This is a genomic window from Virgibacillus sp. LDC1 (assembly GCF_025792345.1).
In the GTDB taxonomy this organism is placed as follows: domain Bacteria; phylum Bacillota; class Bacilli; order Paenibacillales; family Paenibacillaceae; genus Paenibacillus_AQ; species Paenibacillus_AQ lautus.
The window spans coordinates 197,897-219,046 of the sequence record NZ_JAOXLZ010000005.1 but is presented as its reverse complement, the minus strand read 5'-3'; the positions used below and the strand labels follow the sequence as shown (position 1 = coordinate 219,046).

22 protein-coding genes are annotated in these 21,150 nt (G+C 49.0%); 10 read left to right on the top strand and 12 right to left on the bottom strand.

Going from position 1 to position 21,150, the window contains the following annotated elements:
* Positions 1-171 precede the first annotated feature (171 nt).
* The 9 genes from OHJ21_RS25625 to OHJ21_RS25585 all read right to left on the bottom strand — a co-directional run bounded on the left by OHJ21_RS25625 (position 172) and on the right by OHJ21_RS25585 (position 9,465).
* The gene (locus OHJ21_RS25625; RefSeq protein ID WP_486021528.1) at positions 172-3,516 is read right to left on the bottom strand and encodes an S-layer homology domain-containing protein; all 3,345 of its coding nucleotides are present in this window, start codon (positions 3,514-3,516) and stop codon (positions 172-174) included.
* A gap of 284 nt (positions 3,517-3,800) precedes the next feature.
* On the bottom strand, positions 3,801-4,748 hold the full coding sequence (locus OHJ21_RS25620) for a hypothetical protein (RefSeq protein ID WP_486021527.1): 948 nt from the start codon (positions 4,746-4,748) through the stop codon (positions 3,801-3,803).
* Between the two features lie 166 nt (positions 4,749-4,914).
* A complete protein-coding gene (locus tag OHJ21_RS25615) occupies positions 4,915-5,430 on the bottom strand; it encodes a DUF4241 domain-containing protein (RefSeq protein WP_486021526.1) in 516 nt (171 codons plus the stop codon).
* A gap of 349 nt (positions 5,431-5,779) precedes the next feature.
* Positions 5,780-6,532, bottom strand: coding sequence for a superoxide dismutase family protein (locus tag OHJ21_RS25610; protein ID WP_486021525.1), 753 nt, complete (start codon positions 6,530-6,532; stop codon positions 5,780-5,782).
* A gap of 171 nt (positions 6,533-6,703) precedes the next feature.
* Complete coding sequence (locus tag OHJ21_RS25605; protein ID WP_486021524.1) at positions 6,704-7,144, bottom strand: YhfM domain-containing protein; 441 nt, start codon at positions 7,142-7,144, stop codon at positions 6,704-6,706.
* 31 nt (positions 7,145-7,175) lie between these two features.
* Positions 7,176-8,027, bottom strand: coding sequence for a P-loop NTPase family protein (locus OHJ21_RS25600; RefSeq protein WP_100540433.1), 852 nt, complete (start codon positions 8,025-8,027; stop codon positions 7,176-7,178).
* Between the two features lie 237 nt (positions 8,028-8,264).
* Positions 8,265-8,756 (bottom strand): C40 family peptidase, encoded by a 492-nt coding sequence (locus OHJ21_RS25595; RefSeq protein WP_100540432.1) that lies wholly within the window; start codon positions 8,754-8,756, stop codon positions 8,265-8,267.
* 47 nt (positions 8,757-8,803) lie between these two features.
* Positions 8,804-9,250 (bottom strand): glycosyltransferase family protein, encoded by a 447-nt coding sequence (locus OHJ21_RS25590; RefSeq protein WP_486021523.1) that lies wholly within the window; start codon positions 9,248-9,250, stop codon positions 8,804-8,806.
* A 50-nt stretch (positions 9,251-9,300) separates the two neighbouring features.
* Positions 9,301-9,465, bottom strand: coding sequence for a polysaccharide deacetylase family protein (locus OHJ21_RS25585; protein ID WP_486021522.1), 165 nt, complete (start codon positions 9,463-9,465; stop codon positions 9,301-9,303).
* Positions 9,466-9,664: 199 nt separating this feature from the next.
* On the opposite strand from OHJ21_RS25585, the gene guaD reads away from it, so the two are divergent.
* The 3 genes from guaD to OHJ21_RS25570 all read left to right on the top strand — a co-directional run bounded on the left by guaD (position 9,665) and on the right by OHJ21_RS25570 (position 12,788).
* Positions 9,665-11,029, top strand: coding sequence for a guanine deaminase (guaD, locus tag OHJ21_RS25580; protein ID WP_486021521.1), 1,365 nt, complete (start codon positions 9,665-9,667; stop codon positions 11,027-11,029).
* A gap of 57 nt (positions 11,030-11,086) precedes the next feature.
* Entirely contained in the window at positions 11,087-12,439 is a 1,353-nt protein-coding gene (locus tag OHJ21_RS25575; RefSeq protein ID WP_486021520.1) for a uracil-xanthine permease family protein, read from the top strand.
* 235 nt (positions 12,440-12,674) lie between these two features.
* Positions 12,675-12,788 carry a putative holin-like toxin gene (locus tag OHJ21_RS25570; protein ID WP_237566302.1) on the top strand — a complete coding sequence of 38 codons (114 nt, stop codon included), beginning with the start codon at positions 12,675-12,677 and terminating at the stop codon, positions 12,786-12,788.
* Positions 12,789-13,022: 234 nt separating this feature from the next.
* Here OHJ21_RS25570 and OHJ21_RS25565 read toward each other — a convergent pair whose 3' ends face one another.
* Positions 13,023-13,760 carry an SMI1/KNR4 family protein gene (locus OHJ21_RS25565; protein WP_486021519.1) on the bottom strand — a complete coding sequence of 246 codons (738 nt, stop codon included), beginning with the start codon at positions 13,758-13,760 and terminating at the stop codon, positions 13,023-13,025.
* 66 nt (positions 13,761-13,826) lie between these two features.
* Entirely contained in the window at positions 13,827-13,958 is a 132-nt protein-coding gene (locus OHJ21_RS25560; RefSeq protein ID WP_486021518.1) for a hypothetical protein, read from the bottom strand.
* Positions 13,959-14,397: 439 nt separating this feature from the next.
* Between OHJ21_RS25560 and OHJ21_RS25555 the strand changes: the two genes are divergently transcribed.
* The 7 genes from OHJ21_RS25555 to OHJ21_RS25525 all read left to right on the top strand — a co-directional run bounded on the left by OHJ21_RS25555 (position 14,398) and on the right by OHJ21_RS25525 (position 20,807).
* Positions 14,398-15,177 (top strand): ABC transporter permease subunit, encoded by a 780-nt coding sequence (locus OHJ21_RS25555; protein ID WP_486021689.1) that lies wholly within the window; start codon positions 14,398-14,400, stop codon positions 15,175-15,177.
* A gap of 13 nt (positions 15,178-15,190) precedes the next feature.
* On the top strand, positions 15,191-15,988 hold the full coding sequence (locus tag OHJ21_RS25550; protein WP_486021517.1) for an ATP-binding cassette domain-containing protein: 798 nt from the start codon (positions 15,191-15,193) through the stop codon (positions 15,986-15,988).
* A gap of 114 nt (positions 15,989-16,102) precedes the next feature.
* Complete coding sequence (locus OHJ21_RS25545) at positions 16,103-17,119, top strand: ABC transporter substrate-binding protein (RefSeq protein WP_486021516.1); 1,017 nt, start codon at positions 16,103-16,105, stop codon at positions 17,117-17,119.
* Positions 17,116-18,015 carry an ABC transporter substrate-binding protein gene (locus tag OHJ21_RS25540; protein WP_486021515.1) on the top strand — a complete coding sequence of 300 codons (900 nt, stop codon included), beginning with the start codon at positions 17,116-17,118 and terminating at the stop codon, positions 18,013-18,015. Before OHJ21_RS25545 ends, OHJ21_RS25540 begins: the two co-directional genes overlap by 4 nt.
* Before the next feature lies 1 nt (position 18,016).
* Positions 18,017-19,159, top strand: a complete 1,143-nt coding sequence (locus tag OHJ21_RS25535) for an LLM class flavin-dependent oxidoreductase (protein WP_486021514.1) — start codon at positions 18,017-18,019, stop codon at positions 19,157-19,159.
* A 27-nt stretch (positions 19,160-19,186) separates the two neighbouring features.
* Positions 19,187-20,173, top strand: coding sequence for an ABC transporter substrate-binding protein (locus tag OHJ21_RS25530; RefSeq protein WP_486021513.1), 987 nt, complete (start codon positions 19,187-19,189; stop codon positions 20,171-20,173).
* 229 nt (positions 20,174-20,402) lie between these two features.
* Positions 20,403-20,807, top strand: a complete 405-nt coding sequence (locus OHJ21_RS25525; RefSeq protein ID WP_486021512.1) for a hypothetical protein — start codon at positions 20,403-20,405, stop codon at positions 20,805-20,807.
* A gap of 66 nt (positions 20,808-20,873) precedes the next feature.
* Here the strand turns inward: OHJ21_RS25525 and OHJ21_RS25520 are convergent, their stop codons facing one another.
* Complete coding sequence (locus OHJ21_RS25520) at positions 20,874-21,032, bottom strand: hypothetical protein (RefSeq protein ID WP_486021511.1); 159 nt, start codon at positions 21,030-21,032, stop codon at positions 20,874-20,876.
* Between the last annotated feature and the right edge of the window lie 118 nt (positions 21,033-21,150).

Here is a 21,150-nt window from a genome sequence, read left to right as displayed (position 1 = left end):
TTACATCCTCACTCCATCCGCTTCTCGCCCGTTGAATCTTACAACTAATAAACCTGCTATTTTTTTATACTATACTATGTTTCGAGTCTACGAATAGGCTCCATTACGGAATAAACGCAAAAAACGCGCACATTCTCGGTTAGAATGTACGCGTCAGCTGTTCAGCTGCAATTAATTAATGAAATTCAAATAGTGCAGCATTCGGTTTAAGAGAACCGTGCTTTGGGCGCGCGTGGCAAACGCCTGCGGAGCGAACGCAGCATTCCCGACGCCTTCGATCACGCCTGCGGCCAGCAGCTCGGCAGCCGGTCCCTTGGCCCACCCGGATACCTGGGCATGGTCCGCGAAGCGTTCCAATGCGGAGGCATCCGGCGGTGGAAGCTCGCCGGCATATCGAACGGTTCTGCCCAGCATAACCGCCACCTGCTCTCTCGTGACCCTAGCGTCCGGTCGGAACGAACCGTCAGCGTAACCTTCAATCAAGCCGGCCGCGGATGCGGCGCCTATCGCACCGGCATACCAGGCTTCTTTTGACCCCACGTCCGAATAGGAAGAAAGCTGCGGCTTCTCGGCCAGTCCGAGTGCACGCACGAGCATCGCGACGAACTCGGCGCGGGTTACCGTACGGTTAGGATCAAACGTGCCGTCAGCCGATCCGTTCACGATCAGCTTGTTCGCCATCCGCTCGATGTCGCTTTGCGCCCAATGTCCCTGGATATCCTCGAAGGTTCGGTTGGAGCGAACCGCGGTGAACACACCGTTATATGCGCAATAAAAAGTCGCTGTCTCCCCTTCAAAAACGGAAGGGACGAAGCGCGGCTTCCCTGCGCCGTCTACCCATACGACGGTGGAACGGTCGGGTTCTGTCGCAGCGTTCATTGAGAATGCCCTCTTCAAATACGTGCCTTCCGCTTCAATTCTTACTTCGCCGTCGCTGTATAACTCAAAGCTCGTCGGCTCCGCCAGCATGTCATACCCTTGGCGGGTCAATTCCTCATCCAGCTCGCGGCTTGCGGAATCCGTCATTTTCGCAATAACGACCGTTACCGTCACTCGGTTCGGGAGGTCACTTAGCACGTGCAGCGGAACGCGGTAGCTTGCCCCGATTACCCCAATTCGAATCGCTGCATTCGGCTTCGCCGCAAGGAGAACCTGCAGTGCTTCAACAGGAAGATCGACCTTCACCACCGGATCCTCATTGTCGATGTCGATGACGATATCGTCCTCGCTAGCGACCCATGACCGAACCATCTCGGAGCCCGGTATCACTCTCAGAACGGTGCGTCCGTCATGCTCCTGCTCTTTTTTGGTGGTTACCCGAACTTGTTTGCCGTTGATCGTTACGACCGTCCTTGGGTCCGGTGTAGGGATAGGGGGAGGAACAGGAGGAACCCAGCTATAGGATGGGGATTCCGGTTCTGAGGTATTGGCAGCTCTCAAATCGATGCGTCCTACGTCGACCGTCTCCCCAGCTAACACATTTACGGTTGTCGCGTAATCGTTATACGTTGCTGCCGTCACTGTGAGTGCATGGCGGCCTGCCGCTACGTTATTCAGCGCAAATCTCCCCTCGGCGTCGGTCGTATCCTTCGTACCGCCCACCGATACCGCCGCACCGGCCAGCGGTGTGTTACCTGTACCGTAGACTGCGCCGATCACGGTCCCCGCAGCCGCTGGAGCCGACTGAACCGTCACTGCTGCGGTGGCCGTGAACCCTCCGTCGGCGGTTGTCACCGTAACGACCGCCGTACCTTCCGCGATCGGCGTCACCTCACCGCTCTGATCCACCTGAGCGACGGCTGAATCGCTGGAGTTCCAGGATACCGTCTGGTTCGTCGCATTCGCCGGCGCAAGTACGGCTGTCAGCTTCTGTGAAGCACCTCCTGCCGTAAGGGACAATGCTGTCTGATCCAGCGTCACTCCCGTCACGCGGACTTGGTCTCGAATATGGACGGCTTCCACCTGTACGCTGCTCCATGCCTGAATGCGCTGCAGTGTATCAAACTCAAACACCTGAAGATATTGACCCGGAATGGGATCCACAATGTCCGCTCCTAACGAGTAGGAGACCGCTTCGCTAGGCAGCGCATCCCCCAATAAGGGGCGTATACCGGCATCCGGCCCGAGTAGATAAGCAAACGTATGCCCCGGATCGCCTGAAACAGCCATCACGCTTGTCGAACCGTTCACTCTGCCTGGACTAATATCAAGCTCGTTGATGTCCGGTGCTGATTCATCCACGTACAGGGTCAGCACCTCACTAACGGTGTTCTGGCCCGCATCCGTCGCCGAAACCATCACCGGGAACGTGCCGCTCACCGTAGCGCTGCCTTCAATCGTGCCATAGGCAGTCATCGTTAGGCCATTGGGAAGCCCAGAGGCACTCCAAGTCAGCCCTCCCCTTGAACCATCGAAAGCGTCAATCGCGCTCGAATAAGGATCTTCCTTGACCGCCCGCGGCAGATCGGTTGTCAAGATGACGGGACGCAAAAAAGGATAACCTCCATTAACACCGGCATCGACGGCCCACGTATTCGCAAAATCCCAGCCGCCATAATTGGAGGCAGTCTTCATCTCGTTGGTGGTTAGGCCTGTGAGATGCGGCGCCCCCAATGTATCCCCGCTACCAACGCCGATGGCTTGAGCCGATGCAACGTTATCGTAATACGAAGCGTTGATCGATGCATACGTCATGATTCCGATAAAGCCGCCAACTGTGTAATAGGTGACGCTTCCGGATTGCATGACTGCAGTCGAAGAATAGCTATTATCGATCGTTCCGTATATCAATTGTCCGGCCAATCCGCCCCCAAAGAAATAGTGATCGCCCGCCGTGTTCGTGACCGTTCCGGTGGCATACGACTCAATGATGCTGCCTGCTCCCTGAGAACCGGCCAGCCCGCCGGCATACTGATTGGAGGCATTGCCGCTCTTAACGGCAGCGGATGAAGAGGAACGAAGAATGGTCGAATCGCCATAGGCCGTCCCGACCAACCCGCCTGCTACGCTCACGCCCCCAGTACCCGTATTACCGCTTGTAACCGTGCCCTGTGAATGCGAGTTGATGATGCTGCCGCCCATCAGATGTCCCACCAAACCGCCGGCATAGCTGCCGCCGTTGACTTGTGCGGAAATGCTTAGATTACGGATGGTCCCCGATACGCGGCCGAAGAAGCCGACATACTGTAGAGCTCCTCCATCGATGGTGAGACCTTCGATCCGATGTCCCCTTCCGTCGAAAATACCGCTGAAGACGGTCGCTTCATCGGCTATGGGCAACCAATCGTACCCGGTCATATCGATGTCGTCGGTCAATCGGATCTTCCGATCCAGGTAAGATGCTTGATTCCGATTGATATAAGCCAGTTCTTCTGCGGTCTTGACCCACACCCAACCGTCCGCTTCGGCCGGGACCGAGTCGTTTCCGGCCCGGACCACTGGCAGAGCGGAAGTCAAGGGAGCAAGCACCATCGAAAAAATGAGCGTTACTGCCAGCATGATGGACATTTTTTTCATAAACAGGTTTCTCCTTTGCATCAGTACAATCATCGATGAGTCATAGAAACACGACGTGATCTGATAAAATTCAACAACTTCAATTAAGTGTAATATAACAATGGAATAAAGACTGTCTCAATTTTGTTTCAAGTTCAAGGAGGCATGTTATAACAGAAAAACCGAGCGAATACAGGGAGCGGCCCTGAGTTTTCGCTCGGCTAAGATATTGCTTGAGGTTCCATTGCTTTTACGATGATTCCGCAACATCCATCAAACAAATTTGTAGGCGGAGCCTTTAAAAGTTACACCGCTTTCACATAACGAAACCCCTGTGCAGCAAACGCCCCCGTAGTTGGAAGTACGATTTTTTTATTATCTTCGCTGAAAGAGCCTCCTTCTGCATCAATGCGAGAGTAATGTCTCATGATTACATATCCATGGTTGCAGTTTGGGCAGACACCTATATTAATGCCGTAGGTTTCTTGAAGATCATGGGCTTCATCGTTTTTGAAAATATCATATCGATTGACGATGTCTATAAAAGCGTTGAAATTATCGGATTGGATTTCTTGAACAAGAACATCGTGGAGCTCAGTGACTCTCTCAAAGGTGAGCTCTCCCAGCTTGTGTTCTGTCACATACGCTCGTTTGCATGCCGTACAGTGCAGCGTGCCCTGCTGGGAGAACCAGCCTGGAAATGTGCTACCCAACAGGAATCCAACAAGGCTCAAACTCCAACTGAACCAGTTGGAACCTGAGGATGAATTCATTTCAATGACCTCGCCGCCACGGTGTATGAAGCTTGTTTCGCCAGTCTTCAGTTTAAAGGCAAGGTAATTGGGAAACGTGAGGACATTATCCTGCTCATCGGTGTAGTTGCGGATAGGTTCCCCTTTAAACTGATGATTGATCGTATGTTCTTCAGTTACATACGTTGTTTGATATTCACCATATTGAATCAAGAAAAAGGTGATGAACGCCATGAGAAATGAAACCACATAATGTTGCCTGGACGGCTTATAGCCTCTGCTTACGATTCGCCAAGTATAAACCGACGTTGAAATCATACCCAAGGCAATCGCACCCAAAGGAAGAACAAACAAGATGGAATACGAATATAACTCGAAGTCCGTCAGACTCAATATGCCGAGGGCAATGACTACCGACAATAACATTCCGAACAGACCGATTAGGTATGCAGGTAGAGCCTTCTTGGCGTGCTGCTCACTCTTGTTAATCCTAAAACTCATGGAATCACCTTCGATTTAAAGTGGATTCCCTATTTATTCGCTAACCTTCCTGTAACTCCTCTAAGAGCTGCTCCGCCTCCTCTGTTCATTCAGTAAAACAGCCACAAAAGGGTTACCTTCCATGGCTGTTTGCACTTGCTCTTATTCAGTTTCCTATAGCACTCGACTACTTCTTAATAAACACAATTTTTACGCCAACCACCTGATCCTGCTCATTCACAGCCTTATACACGCCGTATGCACCATCGCCCATACCGGTTCGAGATACGACGCCTCCATCCAGAACGCCCGCTTCTTCCCCGCTCTCGGTGATGTCGCAGCACGCGTAATACCATTCCGTATCCGTATCCGAGGTGTCCGATGTCGCATCCGAGTCAGGAATCCGGTACTTTTGAATATCAAAAATCCCAACCTGCCCGCTATCCACCCCAGCTACAAATGGACACTTGATCCACTCCAGGAATGCCCCCTGTTCAGCTGCCGAACGATGGTAAGCCGTTAGCTTAGCGTTGGCTTCGCCCCAGTCCGGGATCTCCACCTTCTCCACTTCCCCTACCCAGGTTCCATTCAATACGGCTTCCAACACACCCATGATAATAATGTTCGTATCCAATTCATAACAAGGATCCGCGACAACCAATTGCCCGGAATTCACTTCAAAATCGCCCAGTTGAATGATCAATGAAGATACCTCCAATAACTCCGTATGATGGTTCTATTTTAGCACGTATGATGCGGAGAGTTTAAATGGGGTTCCTGCCTCTAATTTGACATGCCCCGAATCTTACTGCAAAGCTTCCGCAAGGATGACTTCCTTCGTGTGCTCCGTCTGGCTTAAGATGTTCGACTCGATGTATATCTTGATTTCGATTATAGAAGAACCGCTCCAGTATAACCGAAACGAAGGAGCGGTTTGTAAACAGTAATGGACGATTAGTAGTGAATCAATAAAAAAACGCACCTCCTAAAGAGATGCGTTTTTCACTGGATTTCATATGCTGCAAACCACATGTTACCTGGAGCTAGTCAGGTTACTCCGGGATATTCCCCCCGGCCACACGGTCGCCGGAATTGCCCGATGGATCGGTTACGCCGTCATCTTCGCCGGCATGAATGATCAGCGAACGTCCCAGCACCGAGTTCGGCTGGTTCTTTTCAAGAGTTCCATGCTGAATGATCATCTCCGCTTCCGCGTTACCGTCTGCGCCTACGACCAGGTTCGGCATGTCGCCGACATGGCTTCCTTGCGGATTCTCAAGGCCATGATGCTTGTCGGTTGGATTAAAGTGCCCTCCGGCAGATTTAAAATCTCCACCTTGGATCACATTCTCATGTACATGGAATCCGTGCTTGCCGGGTGTGAGGCCCGATGCGGTGATCTTTACCTTCACCCCGTCATTGATCTGTTCCAAGGTAGCGGAACCAACAGACTCGCCCGTCGCATTGTACAGCTTGACCACAGGAAGTCCCAATGAGATCGTCCTGGAAGCTTGTTCCCAATACACCGGTTGGCCAACCAGATCAGAAACCATGCGAACAGGCACATAGGTCGTGCCGTTGTGAATAATGGAATCCGGGGCCGCCGTCCCTTGGTTCATAAATTGGCCGGCAGGTGTCGAATGGTCCTTGCCGTTGACGTAGTAGCTTATTTTAGACGTCGTGTGTTTAATCGCTTCTAAGGTTCCTTCGGGATTCGCAGCCGCCAGCGAAAATCCTGAAAACAGCATGGCTCCAGCAAGAAACGCTCCGGCCATATGTTTCAACTTGTAGTTCTTCTTGTTCACTTCATCGCCTCCTGATGATGGTATCCATTCATCTCCCAATACCCTGATTTTATACATCTCAACCGTCATATTATGGGATTTGGGGCTTTCGGCGTTAATCATTGATTCCCAAGACAGGTATAGGGATCGAATAACCTACTAAAAAGAGAAAGATTCACTCCGCTAACTGCGTTAGCGCCCCTCTTGCAAGATGAGTTCTCTCATCAGATCAGAATGTTGGGCCGAGGCCACATATACAGCTTCCTCCCCATCTTTGAAACCGTAGCTGAACACACTTTCCTCTCCCTCTTCCCCTAGCCACAGCTTGATGGCATGAATTGGAGATTGCTGGGCATAGATGACCATCACATCGTAATCCGGGGCCGTTCGTTTGGCAGCATCCGCCTGCTTGCGAGCAGTACGGATCGCTTCCTCAAATACCCTTACAGCCTTCGTATCCTTGAAAGACAGCAGTGTATCCCCGTTCATCTCGTCCCACGACTCAAATGCCGAAATCCGGATTTCGACGACCTCTTCGTCCAGAAGCTGCATCGTTTCCCAACCGGGGCCCTTATCGCAGCCTGTTAATAGAGCCGTCATATAGAGCAGCATGATCGTTAAAAAGTGCCTCATCAAATCGTCCTTCCTTATACTCAAAATCCTGTTAATGGATAACCCCATGCAGCTTCAGCTTGTCCATCAACATGGTGTTGTACGTCTCATGGTCATAATGGGAGTTGTTGATTCGCTCTTTATTCAGTCCGAGCCTGTCCAAGATCCTGTACTCCAGCTCGCGCCGAGCTTCCAATACTTGCAGAGTCCCTTCGACGCCGTCTAGACCGTGATGTTTGCCGTAGCCCTGTCCAGTGTAGTAATGGGCGAACCCTGAATACCAAGTCTCCGGGCGTTCCCGAATGGCCTTGCGGAAAGCGTATTCCAGGTCGTTCTGCTCAATGTAGAACAGTAGGGGATTTAGCGGAAGGATCGCTTTTTCCAGCCCCAGCACGTAGTCCGTCACTTGGTCTTCCGGCTCATCGTGCTTCACCATGCCGACGGTCACCGGGTTCTGAATGAAGCAGCACTCAAAAATCATGACAACAGGTTCATGCAACGCCTGCTCCGCAAATGCCTCCCACCGTTCGGTGATGAGTCTCCTATTGAGGTCCAGCGGAAGCTCGTAAATATCCTGCCTGGACAAGGAATGATATAGGTCATCCGGAAAAGAGGTACCGTATTCGTTCTTCAGCTTCTGGTAGGGCAGGAGATACCAGCTGCCTTTTTTGGCGGCCCGTTCGATCCATATTTCTTTAAAGGAGCCTGCGGCTTGCAGCAGCCGCCCGAATTCCTCTTCAGCCAAACACGCCGTTCCCTCATAATCTGCCGGATGGTCAACATCCCCTTCCATTACAAGTCGGGCTTCGATGTTTCGTTCGGTTAAAATATCATAAATCATACGGGATGTCGTCGATTTACCGAATCCCGGCAGACCCTCGACCATGATCAATTTTGTCTTCATTTCAAATCCCCTTCAAATCTCTAAAATGATTGCAGCTTCAAGTTATTCTGTGGAGGCCAGCTGATATCCTCTTCTAGAAGGATCGACCTTCTAATCTTCGTGTAAAGGACGATCTAACAAAAGAAACTGGCGTCAATATGATTGACGTCAGTTCCTCGTTAAAAGTCGATTTGGGATTCCTTATAGAAGATCCGTCCGAGTGCTGCCTTGTTCCCTTTAGACTAAGAGCCTGATATTCTACTTTTTGGTTATCCCCATTTTATCCTCAACGCAATCTGGAATTCTCCTCGCGAAGAGGTAATAATCGATCCACCGCTTGCTTTTGGATTCATTAATAATCTCGGTTAATTTAGATACGGTTACTCCCTCTTCCTTGCATGAATGAAGCATTTTGTTATTCCCCAGGTAGATAGCAATATGAGCCACCCTCTTTGTCCCTTTTCTCCTGTAACGCCATCGATTCGTAAAAAACAACAAGTCTCCTCGTTGCAGCTCCTTTTTTTCTACCTTCTTACCAAGCAGACTTTGCTGGCGGGAGGTACGGGGGAGAGGTATGCAAAAATGACTATGCAGATATTGAACAAATGAACTACAGTCAAATTCATCAGTCTGAAAAGGTTTTGCTCCCAAACGATAAGGTGTTGAAAGATATTTATACCCTTTCTTTATGATCATTTCTCTTTTATTTTTGATGTGCAATTTTGACTTTGACTTGGCTTGTAATTTCACTGTATTTCACTCTCCCGAAGAGTTAAGCCGGGGATCATGGCTTCTTTTTAGTCGTCCGCTGTTATAATGCCTTTGCGCTTGAGGACTTGTATAATCTCCTGCGCTCTATGCTTATACATATACTTTCTGACCGTTATCTGGCCTTGGTGTTGAATGGCTTTTCTTTCAGCAGGATGGTTCAAATAATAGTGAATGACTCTTTTCATCTCTTCTTTGTTCCCGGCAGTAACCAGGTCTTTTCCGGGTGTAAAATAACGCCTTACCGCAGGTGTATCACTCGTTAGCATAAATTTCCACCGAAAGCGCGAATGATCCGGCTCTTCGCGATATAGCTTCGGATAAGCATTCGCGATGAGAGCAATCTCCGAACGGTATTTGTGCTGTTTTTCTTGAATGGAGTTATTCGTTGGGAAAGCCCTCAGATCCACCTGGGATGGCTTTCTAAAAATAAGATGCGAACATTCCCTGTTCCCTTCGTCCATAGACTTATCCATAGATTATGCACTCATGTTCGGGAATGTCACTTATGGAACAAGTGATTCGTTTAACGATACTGCAACAGAGACATCAAGTAATAAATCTTACAAGAGTGGAGACGGGATATCTGTTGTGGAAACTGCCGCAGCGAGACCTTAGTCCATAGAGGATGGTTGTAGGAGTGATTGCCAATCGCATGACCTTCGTTATGAATTCTTACACCAACCAGCATCTGAAATAGTTGCCCTTGAGCGCCTGAGATTCCATCCTCTGAATGATTTAATGAAGGCGGGAGTTATGTTGGAGACTGTTGAGTAAGGATGAATGATCGCTATCCCCCCCATCTATTCGCCTTTAAACTATGGACATCTCTTTTTCCACGGACTATAATGACAAAAGCGCTCCAAAAAACGAACATTAAGGCGGTAAACATGAGTAAATATATGTTATTATTTCAAGGGACTTCTTTTTCAAGCAAATCTCCCAAAGAAATTCAAGTATTGAGAGACTATCTTTATTGCATCAATGGAGACGGCATGATTGAGCGAGTCGTAGCGCCGGAAGACGCCGACTACCAATCCCTGCTGGATACATATCAAGGCACCGACAGCTTTCATCGTTTAGAGGAAGGACAGTATTTCTTGCCCGGTTTTGTCGACTTGCATGTTCATGCGCCGCAATGGGCTCAATCCGGAACCGCATTGGACATTCCGCTCTATGATTGGTTGAATACCTATACCTTCCCGCTGGAATCGAAATTTTCCGATCTGGAGTTTGCGCAAAAGGTTTACGACGATGTCGTAAGCACCCTGCTGGCCAATGGAACAACGACGGCCCTTTATTTTGCCACGGTGCATAAAGAAGCCAGCTTGTTGTTAGCCCAAATCTGTGCAAGCAAAGGCCAGCGCGGACTTGTCGGAAAGGTCGTCATGGACGATCCCGAGCAGAATCCGGGTTACTACCGCGATGCGAACACATCCACAGCGCTGGCGGATACAGAGGAATTTATTATCGCTGTACAGGAACTGGCCAAGACCACAAAACAAGGCGTGTATCCCGTCGTCACCCCACGCTTCATTCCAAGCTGTACCGATGAAGGGTTGAAGGGTTTAGGCGAGCTGGCAGCTAAATACGATACATATGTGCAATCCCACTGCAGCGAAAGCGATTGGGCGCATGGTTATGTGAAAGATCGATTCCAGAAAAATGATGCGTTTGCCTTGCATGATTTTGGCCTGCTGCGTGATAAATCGGTGATGGCTCATTGTAATTTCCTTGATGACCAGGATGCTGAATTATTCGCTGACACCGGCACCGCGATCGCGCATTGCCCAATATCCAACGCGTATTTTGCCAACAGCGTCATCCCGGTCGCTCGCTTCCATGCCAAAAATGTGGAGATCGGTTTAGGCTCGGATCTATCCGGCGGCTTCTCGCCCAGTCTCTTCGATAACATAAGACAAGCCGTGATGTCTTCCAGGATGCTGGAAGATGGCGTGAACACCTCCCTTCCTGCGGAAAATCGTGGCGTACCTAAGTCGCGCATTACGATTCATGAGGCATTCTATCTGGCTACGGCCGGAGGCGGTGAAAGTCTGAGCCTGCCGATCGGTCGCATTCAAGAAAACTACGCATGGGATGTGCAGGTGATCGATACGAGACTTCCATCTGCGAAGCTGCCGATTTTTGATGAGTTTGAAGACGCACAAGATATTTTTCAGAAAATCATGTATCTGGCACGGCCTGAGCATATCCGCGAGGTGTGGGTACAAGGGGAAAAGGTTCATACGCGTTAAGAAAGATAGAGGTTGTTCAAAAAGCAATTCATCCTAACATTCGAGGTGTCCAGCGGAGTGAAAACACAAGCAGAAGAGCTAAATGACGCGCAAACAAAATCACAGCATTTAACGGTTCCTCCCGACGGTAAGATTTCATTCGGAAAATCCGCCATTCTCGGTTTACAGCATGTCGTCGCGATGGACGTCTATGTCGTCCCTTTCCTGATTGCCATGTTAATCGGCTTGGCGCCCAATCAGTCCAGCGCATTGATTCAATCCACGTTTATTGCGGCCGGGCTAGCCACGATCGTGCAAACGTATTTCTGTATGAAGCTGCCGATGGCGCAGGGTCCTTCCTATGTTCCACTCGGCGCGATTGTCGCCATTTATGCCGCCAGCGGCGGCGGGGAGATGGGTTGGAGTTCCGTGCTGGGCGCGAGCTTGATTGGCGCGATCCTCGTGATTATTTTAGGATATACGGGAGTTTTCAATAAAATCGTTACATCCTTCATCCCGCCCATTGTCGGAGGCACGATCATCTTCATCGTCGGTCTGTCGTTATTGCCTGTTGCTATTCGAGACAATATCTACGGCGCCACGGACGCTACCATCAATCAAAACGTGCTGCTGGCCCTAATCTCAGCGGCTGCACTCATCCTGTTCGTAATCCTGGGCTCTTTGTTCCGGACGAGAGGCGCGATATTCCGAGTTACGTCCGTGATGGTCGCATTAATTATCGGATGTATCTCGGCCAACTTTATGGGTGTGCTGAATTTCAGCGCTGTTGCAAACGCCAAGTGGTTCAGCATGCCGCAGATTCCGTTTAAGGATTTTGGCTTCTCGTTCGACTTCTCGGCGATCATCACCATGATCATTATTTATCTCGTACTGCTGGCAGAAACCACAGGTACATGGTTTGCCATCAGTAACGTCATTGATAAACCGTTAACGGATAAGAACATTAACCGCGGGGTGATTGGAGAAGGGATTAGCTGCCTGATTGCTTCAGGACTCGGCTCCACGCCGGTTACCGGCTATTCCACCAATGCAGGCATTATCTCCATCACAGGCGTAGCCAGTCGTAGAGTCTTTCTAGCGGTTGGCGGATGGTTTGTCCTCTTCGGGTGCTCCGGCAAATTGGCCGCGCTGATCTCCTCGATCCCAACCGCGGTCATCGGCGGCGTATTCGCTATTGTCTGCGGCATCATCTCGATTAACGGGATCCAGGTCATGAAGAACGAAAAAATCGGCGAAAAAGAAATGTACATTATCGCTATCCCAATGATTTTGACGTTAGCGTTAGTGCTTATTCCTAAAGATTTCTTGTATACCTTGCCAACGTTCGTGCAATATTTGCTCGGCTCACCGATTCTGGCTGCTTCGCTTGCAGCAATCTTGCTGAATAAATTGCTGCCGAGTGCAAAGTAGGTTGTAGAGCAAGGTATTGGAGTTGTATGTAAGGTTAAATGGGGCTGCCCTCAAAGAGACTACGTTTGTCGTAGGCTTTGGGGGTGGCTTTTTTGTAAGGGTAATACGGTTATAACCAGCTTTCGGAACCAGCCCATAAGATAGGCGCTCTTCTATTATTATGGTATAATTAACCATAACAACAGAATGGCTAATATGGGCGGTCGGCTAGTCTCCCGGAAGGGAGGTGATGCCTGTGGAGGTTAAGGATGCTCTGACATTAATGATCCAATTCGGTTCGCTGCTTGTCACGCTGGTCGGATTGGTCGTAACCATTGTCTTAGCATTGAACCAAAACAAAAAGAAATAGGCCGCCCGTAGATGGGATAACGACCTATTTCTAGTCCCTATAACTGCCTACCGCCCTTAAAAGCGGCTGTTGTTAGGAGTGAGGGTGTTAGCAGCATCCTCACTTCACTTTATTATATACATATTGTACCATAATATTACCCAGTATTGTAAACACAGAAAAGTCCAAGTAATCCAAAAAAATATAAGAGAAAGCCCTTAGGTACATCCACTTCCTACTTGCTTCCTCAATCCATCACTCTTCTGACAGATTCGTTCGAAAAGTAGGCAAATTGTTTGCTTTCCCCATCTCCCTCAGCAACTTCTCCAAACTAGCTTGCTCAAAGGACGCCAGGTATACAGCCAACAGTTCATCCGTCTCCTCTTCGGATACGTCGATTTCAGACACGATCAGCACATCGTCCTTCACGTAGATTTTCCACGCATTCAGTTCTGACCCTTCCTCAATCTCATGCTCCGACTCCTCTAGATGCATATATCTGCGATAGTCGGACAAGCTCCACAAACTCTCATCAAAAATGGCCCAATACGGCAGCCGATCCTCAACGCCTAACTGAACAAGTGCCTTGCCAGTGAGAAAGCGTTGAAGCGACCGATTTTCCAGCTGCCAGTCGGGAGAGTTCCACGCGCACAAATAGACCGGTGGATCTTCCTGCTCCAAATCCCGAATTCGGATCCCGCAATATATTACGGATTCCTCCACTTGATAGAAAACCAGAAACGCCTTATCTGTCGTAAAAAACGTGTCATCGGGAATGAACAAACCCTGCAGAGGTAGCGGTTCATATTGGTTATTGCACCCTTGGGTGATATGCGGGGAATGTCCCAAAACCTTAAAATAATCCCGCAGGACAGTCGGTAACGGAAAGCCCAGGCTCTGTTCCTTGGCCTGAATATCCGCCTCCGGAATGCCGTGTGCCTCCTTGTGATGCTCTCCCAATACATGGAGAAGTTCTTCGATAGTTACTTTCATTTAGTTGGGTCAACCTCCTCGACGTAAACATCTTTTAAATAAGCTTCCGCTCCTAAGCAGTAACAATCAAGAATTTATAAAGTCTGATGCTGAAACCTTTTTCCAGCCTTCAAGTCCTATTAAATTTAGTATCCATTCCTTTTCGGAAGCATCAAATTTGTCGATATCCTTTTTAAGACTCCCTTCAAATTCCTTCATGTAATGCTCCTTACTCGTATCCGTAACGTACATGTAATTGACAGCTTGAATGGTATCAAAATGGATTCTTCTATTCGCTCCTGATTTCTTGGCGAACAGGAAGTTATGATGGACGCAACAAGAACAACATACAACAAGACTATTTTTTTGTTAATATGAAACACTCCTATAAATCTTCATCAAGTAAGTATTTTCCGTAATGAGAGAGAATTCATAGTGTACCATATTTTAACATAACTTCTTCAATGAACTCACATAATTCAGGTTGACGAAACTAAAATGGAGAAGTATAATCAAATCCATATTAAACTTATAGGAATTATTAATCATTAAATGATACCGACCATTCAAATGGAGGTCACAGCCTCAGCAGATACTGCTGGAGTTGTGGCCTTTTATTTTTACCATCCTATTATTGAAAGCTAGGTGAGTTGAAGTGATAAGAAAGTTCCTTTCCAATCCATTGATCGGAAAATGTTTGCCTTGGGTTCTCCCCATCTTACTAATCGTCCTGTGGTCCATATTATCCAATCTTGATGTGATATCGAGAAAAATACTCCCCCTGCCTCAAGACGTTTTATTTTCTTTCAGGGAGCTGCTGTTGTCAGGAGAATTAATCGAACACATCTCCATCAGCTTTCAAAGAGCGTTCATTGGTTTCTTAATCGGCGGGGGGATCGGTCTTGTACTGGGCTTTATGAACGGCTTATCATCCATCGCTGAAAAATTGTTAGATACGACGATTCAAATGATACGCAATGTTCCTCATCTAGCGATGATTCCACTAGTCGTTCTATGGTTTGGCATTGGCGAGGAGTCGAAAATATTTTTGGTCGCGATCGGCGTGTTATTCCCGGTCTACATCAATACCCTGCACGGCATCCGCTCCGTGGACAACGGATTGATCGAAATGGGCAGCGTATACGGGCTGCGCTCCGCTTCGCTCTTTTGGAGAATCGTTCTGCCTGGCGCACTGCCTTCCATTCTAGTCGGACTACGCTACGCTTTAGGCATCATGTGGTTGACCCTAATCGTATCCGAAACGATCGCTACGAATTCGGGCATCGGCTTTCTGGCCATGAACGCAAGAGAATACATGCAAACCGATATCATTCTGCTTACCATTTTGCTTTATGCCTTATTTGGAAAGCTGGCCGATTCCATCGCTAAGCTCTTAGAGAAGCGCTTTTTACAATGGAACCCGAATTATCAAAACTAAGCTCTGAAAGGATGTGTCGACCCTGAATTCCTCTACCCATGGTGTGCACCTTCATATTGCAAGATTACAGAAAAGTTTTGGCGAACAATCTGTGCTTCGAGGCATTGAGCTAGAAGTGAAGCCAGGAGAGTTCATTGCCGTTATCGGGCGAAGCGGCTGCGGGAAAAGCACGTTATTACGCGTGATCGCCGGATTGGAACCATCCACGTCGGGAGACATATGGATCAATGACCATCCGGTTCAGCAAGTACATCCCGAAACTCGGATGATGTTTCAAGATGCGAGGCTGTTGCCTTGGAATAAGGTCATCGATAATGTTGCGATCGGACTTCGAAAAGAAGACCGTCATAAAGCCGAAGCCGCTTTAGAACAGGTTGGGCTGAGTACACGGGCCAATGAATGGCCGTCCGTGCTGTCCGGCGGTCAGAAACAACGAGTCGCCTTAGCAAGAGCACTCGCCAGCCAGCCAAAATTATTGCTGCTCGATGAACCTTTAGGAGCGCTGGATGCATTGACCCGCATTGAAATGCAGCAATTAATCGAATCGCTGTGGCAGCAGCAGCAATTCACGACCGTCTTGATTACGCACGATGTCGAAGAGGCTGTCGTCTTGGCCGACCGCGTGGTGCTCATTGAAGAAGGTCGGATCGCGATGGATCGAGCCGTCCCTTTCCCGCGCCCCCGTCAACGGGGAAATGCCGAAGTGGCGGCATTTATCGATCACATCCTGAAACGGGTCATGGGCATAACCGAAATGGCAAGCCGACATGAAGCAGAAGACCTCCCCTATCCCTTAAAGAAAGGGTCATAGGTTCTAACACCATCCCGCTTGGGATGGCCATTCGATAACCATTTCTTGAAGGAGGTGGATCACAAGCGAGTGATGACCGGACGTGAAACCGAAAAAAGAAAGGAGCCCTGAAGCATGCCTAACATCGATAACCCGCAAGAAATCGTGAAGGAAATTAGGATTACACGCTGCCCGGTTCCGACAGCAGCCAGTTTGGCCCTTGACCTAGGGCTTCTTCAACAGGAGCTTGAAAAGTCCGGATGTACGGCGGCGGAACTAACAAGAGACGCCAATCACGCTTTGCCTCATGCGCATTTTAATCACACCTTGCCTTTCCTGGTGCGGGAAGGAGGAAACATTCCGGCTTTATGGGCCCGCTCTACCGGGAGCGATACGCGGCTGATCGGACTAAGCTGGGTCGATGAATATCAAGCGATCCTTACCCTTCCCGACTCGGATATTCAGGGGCCTGGCGATTTGCGCGGAAAAAGAATCGGAATTCCTCGCCATCGTTATTTAGAGATTGATTTTCGAGCGGCCCAAGCGCTTCGCGGTTTTCATAATGCGCTCTCCCTTGCAAATCTTACGCTGGATGATGTCAACATCGTTCATCTTGAGGCGATTCCTGAAGGAAGAAGGGATTCATGGAATACCGAGATCGAGGCGTTGCAGCGACGCGAGATCGATGCTGTTTTTGTCAAAGGAGCCACCGGGCTTGAGGCCGCTCGTACGGTTGCTGTGAAGGAAGTGATCGAGCTCGGGTTCCATCCGGATCCGCTGGTGCGAGTCAACAATGGCGTGCCCCGAACCGTGACGGTCGATACGGCCTTGACGGAACAGGAGCATATCGTGGAACAGATTCTCACTTCTCTGCTTCGTGCCGCCGATTGGTCCAAAGATCATCCCGATGATTTCATTCGGGTCGTTACAAAAGAAACCGGCGCTTCATCCGAATATGTAGCCTCCGCTTATCGTAATATTTCGCTTCGACCGGCACTACGCGAAGACTATTTAACGGCGCTTGATGCCCAGAGCAGATTCCTGTTCGAACATGGTTTTCTCCCGAATCCCGTGAACGTATGGGACTGGAGCCTTCCAGAACCGTTAGCCGCGGCTGAACAAAACATTGCCAAAGGAGTGTCCCTCACATGACTCAAAGTAAAGCAGACGTAACCATCGGCGTTCATCCCAATAATCATTCGTTATTCGTATTGCGCCGCTTAGGCTTTTTAGAAGAGATTCTTAAAGACCATAACGCATCCGTTGCTTGGGTCGATTACACCGATGGAGCGAAGACGCCTCTACGTATCGCCTCCGGAGAAATCGACTTTGGAGGTACTGGGTCTACGCCGCCGTTAACCGCGCAGGCTTCGGATATCGATATTGTGTACGTTGCGGTATCGAATCCTCGTACAGCTAGCGGAGCTTTGGTCGTTCGCAAAGCAACGCCGGTGCAATCCGTTGCAGATTTGAAAGGGTTGCGCATTGCGCTTTCCGAAGGGTCATGGCATACGAGTTTTCTAGCAACCGCCCTAGATAAAGAAGACCTTCTTTATGATGATGTCGTTCGAGTTGATATAGGCAATGAGGGGGCGAACGCATTGCTGGCCGGGAAAGTGGAGGCTTGGGTCGGCAACGACCCGCAGCTGACGGAGCTGCATAACAAAGGACTCATTCGTACGCTGGTGCCGCTTGACTCCCATATCTCTCATCGTTCCGTATGGTTTGCCAGCCGAGATTTTGCGACGAATCGGCCGCAATTGCTCAAGGCCGTTGTCGAAGCTCTGCAGCTGGCCGAAGGTTGGATTCAAGAAAATACGCGTGAAGCGGCAGAGCTTTTTGCACGGGATTTGCCCCATTGGCCTTCCGTGGATTCATGGGAAGCGGCACTACGGCGGAGGCCTTGGGGGCTGCAGCCGATTACCGAAGAATTCATAACTGAACAGCAGCGGGTTGCCGATCTGTTAGCACGACAGCACATTTTGCCTAAGAAAATTGTCGTTTCAGATGCCGTTTTGCCTGTACCCGTAGAAATTGGAGGAGAATAACGTGGCTGCACATAAAGACAACGTTGAAGTGTATTGGTATTTAACGGCACCGGATGGCCGCAGCCCTTGGTCAACGGAGGGCGCTCGCAAAATCGATTTACCTTACCTAAGGCAGATTGCCTCGGCTGTAGACCAATTAGGGTTTACCGGCGCATTGCTGGCAACGGGCCCGCATGATACGTGGGTGCTTGGATCATCCCTCATATCCAGCACGAACAACATGCGGTTTCTCATCGCTGTTCATCCACCGTTGATTTCACCCGTGCTGGCCGCGAAAATGGCACAAACCTTCGATGATTTTTCCGGAGGACGCGTATTATTAAACATCGTGAACGGAAACACGGCGCAAATGCGCGCCTATGGTTCAACGCTTGGGCATGATGAACGCTATGCCTACACGGATGAATGGATTCAGGTGTGGAAACAAGCCGTGGCCGGGGAAAACCTGGATTTCCATGGCAAGTATATTACCGCCGAAGGCAAAGCCTTACAACTCTCTTCCACGCAGAAGCCAACGCCGCCTCTCTGGTTTGGCGGATCGTCTCAAGCAGCTCATGTCACGGCAGCCAAGCATATCGATACGTATCTGAGCTGGGGGGAAACGCCACCGCAAATCGCAGAGAAGATCAAAGATCTTCAAGCATTAGCTGCTGAGCAAGGGCGTACCATGCGATATGGCATCCGGCTATATCTGATCGTTCGCGATACGGATGAAGAAGCTTGGCAAGAAGCGGATCGGCTGCTCAAGACGATGGATCCGCAAACCGTGGAGAACATGCAAACCATCCTTCGAAATAGCGATTCGGTGGGGCAGCAGCGCATGCTTCGCAATCACAACGGCCAAATTCCCAAAGACGCTCGGGAGCTTGAAATTTATCCGGATTTGTGGGCCGGGATGAGTCTGGTAAGACCAGGTCCGGGCACAACGATCGTTGGCAGTCCGGCAACCGTTCTGGCGCGTTTGAAAGAGTATCAAGATGCTGGCATTTCAACCTTTATATTCTCCGGTGTTCCACTGCTCGAAGAAGCTTACCGTGTAGGAGAATACATCCTGCCCCATCTACGCATTGATCAACAAGCGGTAACCACGCCGATGCAAGAAGAACAGGAGAAGGTTTTCAATTGGGCTCATCAGATCCACTAAATGATCAGGCAAAAAGGGAAGTGTCCTATGCGAAAAATAAGCTTACATGTACTATTCATATTTCTGTTAGTTACGTTATCGGCTTGTGGTAAAGCCGGTCAAGCGAACGAAGCCAATGCTGAGGATGAAGCGGTACCTGTTCGTCTAGGCATACTGCGCAGTGCTCAGCCATTAAGTTTATCCAAAGAAGACGGGCCCCTGTATAAAAGGCTTGAAGCAGCCGGAGCGAAAATTGAAAAAACCGGCGGTTTTGCCGCCATGTCTCCGGCGATCGAGGCGTTAAACGCCGGTTCGATCGATATTACGATCGGCTCGATTACGGCCGCAATTAGCGCTCTTGTAGGTGGATCGTCCGAATTCACCATTTTTACGAAGCAGCCAGGCGATCAGCAGAATCAAGGCATTGTAGCCAAGCCTGAAGCGGGCATTAAGGGTCCTTCCGACCTTCGAGGTAAAAAGATCGCCGTCAACCGTGGCGGCACGGGCGAATACCTACTTTATAAAGCGCTGGAGAAAGGCGGACTCGATGCAAGCGAAGTCGAAATTGTCTATCTTCCGCCAACGGAAGCAGGGCCCGCCTTTGAAAGCGGGCAAGTCGACGCTTGGGCGACATGGGGTTCGTTCACCGCCGTGGCACTCGTCGACTTCGGTGCAGAGCTGGTCATTTCCGCAGGCGACATCGAATCCGACAATGATACGGTGTATATTGTGCGAAAGGGCTTCTTGAAGGAGCATCCTGAACTCGTTCATGAACTATTTGAAGGGTTGAATGAAGAGTCCGCGCTTCTATCCGACGACGTCGATCACACCGTCCAATTAATTCAGGACATCCAAGGCGTCTCCGAACCTGTCGCTCGTCAGCAGCTGGAAGGCTCTTTATACCCTTTTGATCCGATTGATGACACCGTCCGCCAACGTTGGCAAGCGGTTGCCGATTATATGTTTGAGAAAGGGATTATTCCGAATGAAGTGGATGTCCTGTCCAATACGGTGGATGTGAGGACGTTGAAGTGAAAGCCGTTGAGAAAGAGATCTAAGAAGATCTAAGAATTCAGCAAAATGATTCTTGTGGTACAATCTCTTGAGGGCACCAAGTCTATTAAGACTTTGGTGTCCTCTTTTTTTGTTTTTACGATTGTCTTAGCATTGAACCGAACAAAAAGAAATAGGCCGCTTATCAAAGCTCTAATAAAACTCTTTATTAAGTAGGAGTGTTCTCTTCAAAAAGGAAGGGGGTCTTATTTTGAAAAAGAATGAGGATATAAATCGTCGTTTTATCACGTATATGGCCAATCTTATTTACTACAACTCTATTAATTATGCCAACAAGAGACGAATGAAGGACAACCGATTTCCTCTGATGCTAGACAACAATGAAAATCAAGAGTCAGCATTATTTACAGTTTACGATTCAGAATCTATACCACCACCAAATTTAAAAGATCGCATTACAGTTCATCTACAAAAGGTCTCAATTCAGCTACTTCTTTTACTGATTGATTCAAGTGGTCCACCAGCAGATCCTTTGATATATGCAGCGTTACCTCGTCATCAAATTGGCCGAACTCAAACAAAACCAATAAATCCTGAAAAAACTGATCTAACCCCGCATGCGTGTCATTTGAGCAGCCACCACGAAATCATTTAATTTATTGTGACTCAACATTAAACTTCATCTCCTTTGATAGATCCATCTTTTTTTAGGGAAAAAATCTTAGTCAATCAGGTAAGATACGTCAGAAACCTTGCTATTAACTCCATCTTTAACTGCCTGAGTGATTTCATTTTCTGAATAGCCCTCAGTTATCAGCTTACTTTTCAGCTTCAATGCAATCTCCTTCTGATCCTTGTCTAGTAATTGTGCAATATACATACAAATCATCTCCTGTAACTGATTTCCCCCTACTTAACATCCGTCTTCGGGGGCCGGTCTAGCCAAGCGGCGATGAGCGTTCTTTTGATTTTGGTTTGATGAGCAGTTTTCCGTCTGC

Bases quoted from the DNA above. Each gene is read 5' to 3' on its own strand.
- OHJ21_RS25590 (WP_486021523.1), bottom strand. From the start codon at position 9,250: ATGGATAAGTCTATGGACGAAGGGAACAGGGAATGTTCGCATCTTATT.
- OHJ21_RS25545 (WP_486021516.1), top strand. From the start codon at position 16,103: ATGCCTAACATCGATAACCCGCAAGAAATCGTGAAGGAAATTAGGATT.
- OHJ21_RS25585 (WP_486021522.1), bottom strand. From the start codon at position 9,465: ATGCTGGTTGGTGTAAGAATTCATAACGAAGGTCATGCGATTGGCAAT.
- OHJ21_RS25540 (WP_486021515.1), top strand. From the start codon at position 17,116: ATGACTCAAAGTAAAGCAGACGTAACCATCGGCGTTCATCCCAATAAT.
- OHJ21_RS25520 (WP_486021511.1), bottom strand. From the start codon at position 21,032: ATGTATATTGCACAATTACTAGACAAGGATCAGAAGGAGATTGCATTG.
- OHJ21_RS25605 (WP_486021524.1), bottom strand. From the start codon at position 7,144: ATGAGGCACTTTTTAACGATCATGCTGCTCTATATGACGGCTCTATTA.
- OHJ21_RS25565 (WP_486021519.1), bottom strand. From the start codon at position 13,760: ATGAAAGTAACTATCGAAGAACTTCTCCATGTATTGGGAGAGCATCAC.
- OHJ21_RS25530 (WP_486021513.1), top strand. From the start codon at position 19,187: ATGCGAAAAATAAGCTTACATGTACTATTCATATTTCTGTTAGTTACG.
- OHJ21_RS25625 (WP_486021528.1), bottom strand. From the start codon at position 3,516: ATGAAAAAAATGTCCATCATGCTGGCAGTAACGCTCATTTTTTCGATG.
- guaD (WP_486021521.1), top strand. From the start codon at position 9,665: ATGAGTAAATATATGTTATTATTTCAAGGGACTTCTTTTTCAAGCAAA.
- OHJ21_RS25600 (WP_100540433.1), bottom strand. From the start codon at position 8,027: ATGAAGACAAAATTGATCATGGTCGAGGGTCTGCCGGGATTCGGTAAA.
- OHJ21_RS25620 (WP_486021527.1), bottom strand. From the start codon at position 4,748: ATGAGTTTTAGGATTAACAAGAGTGAGCAGCACGCCAAGAAGGCTCTA.
- OHJ21_RS25560 (WP_486021518.1), bottom strand. From the start codon at position 13,958: ATGAAGGAATTTGAAGGGAGTCTTAAAAAGGATATCGACAAATTTGAT.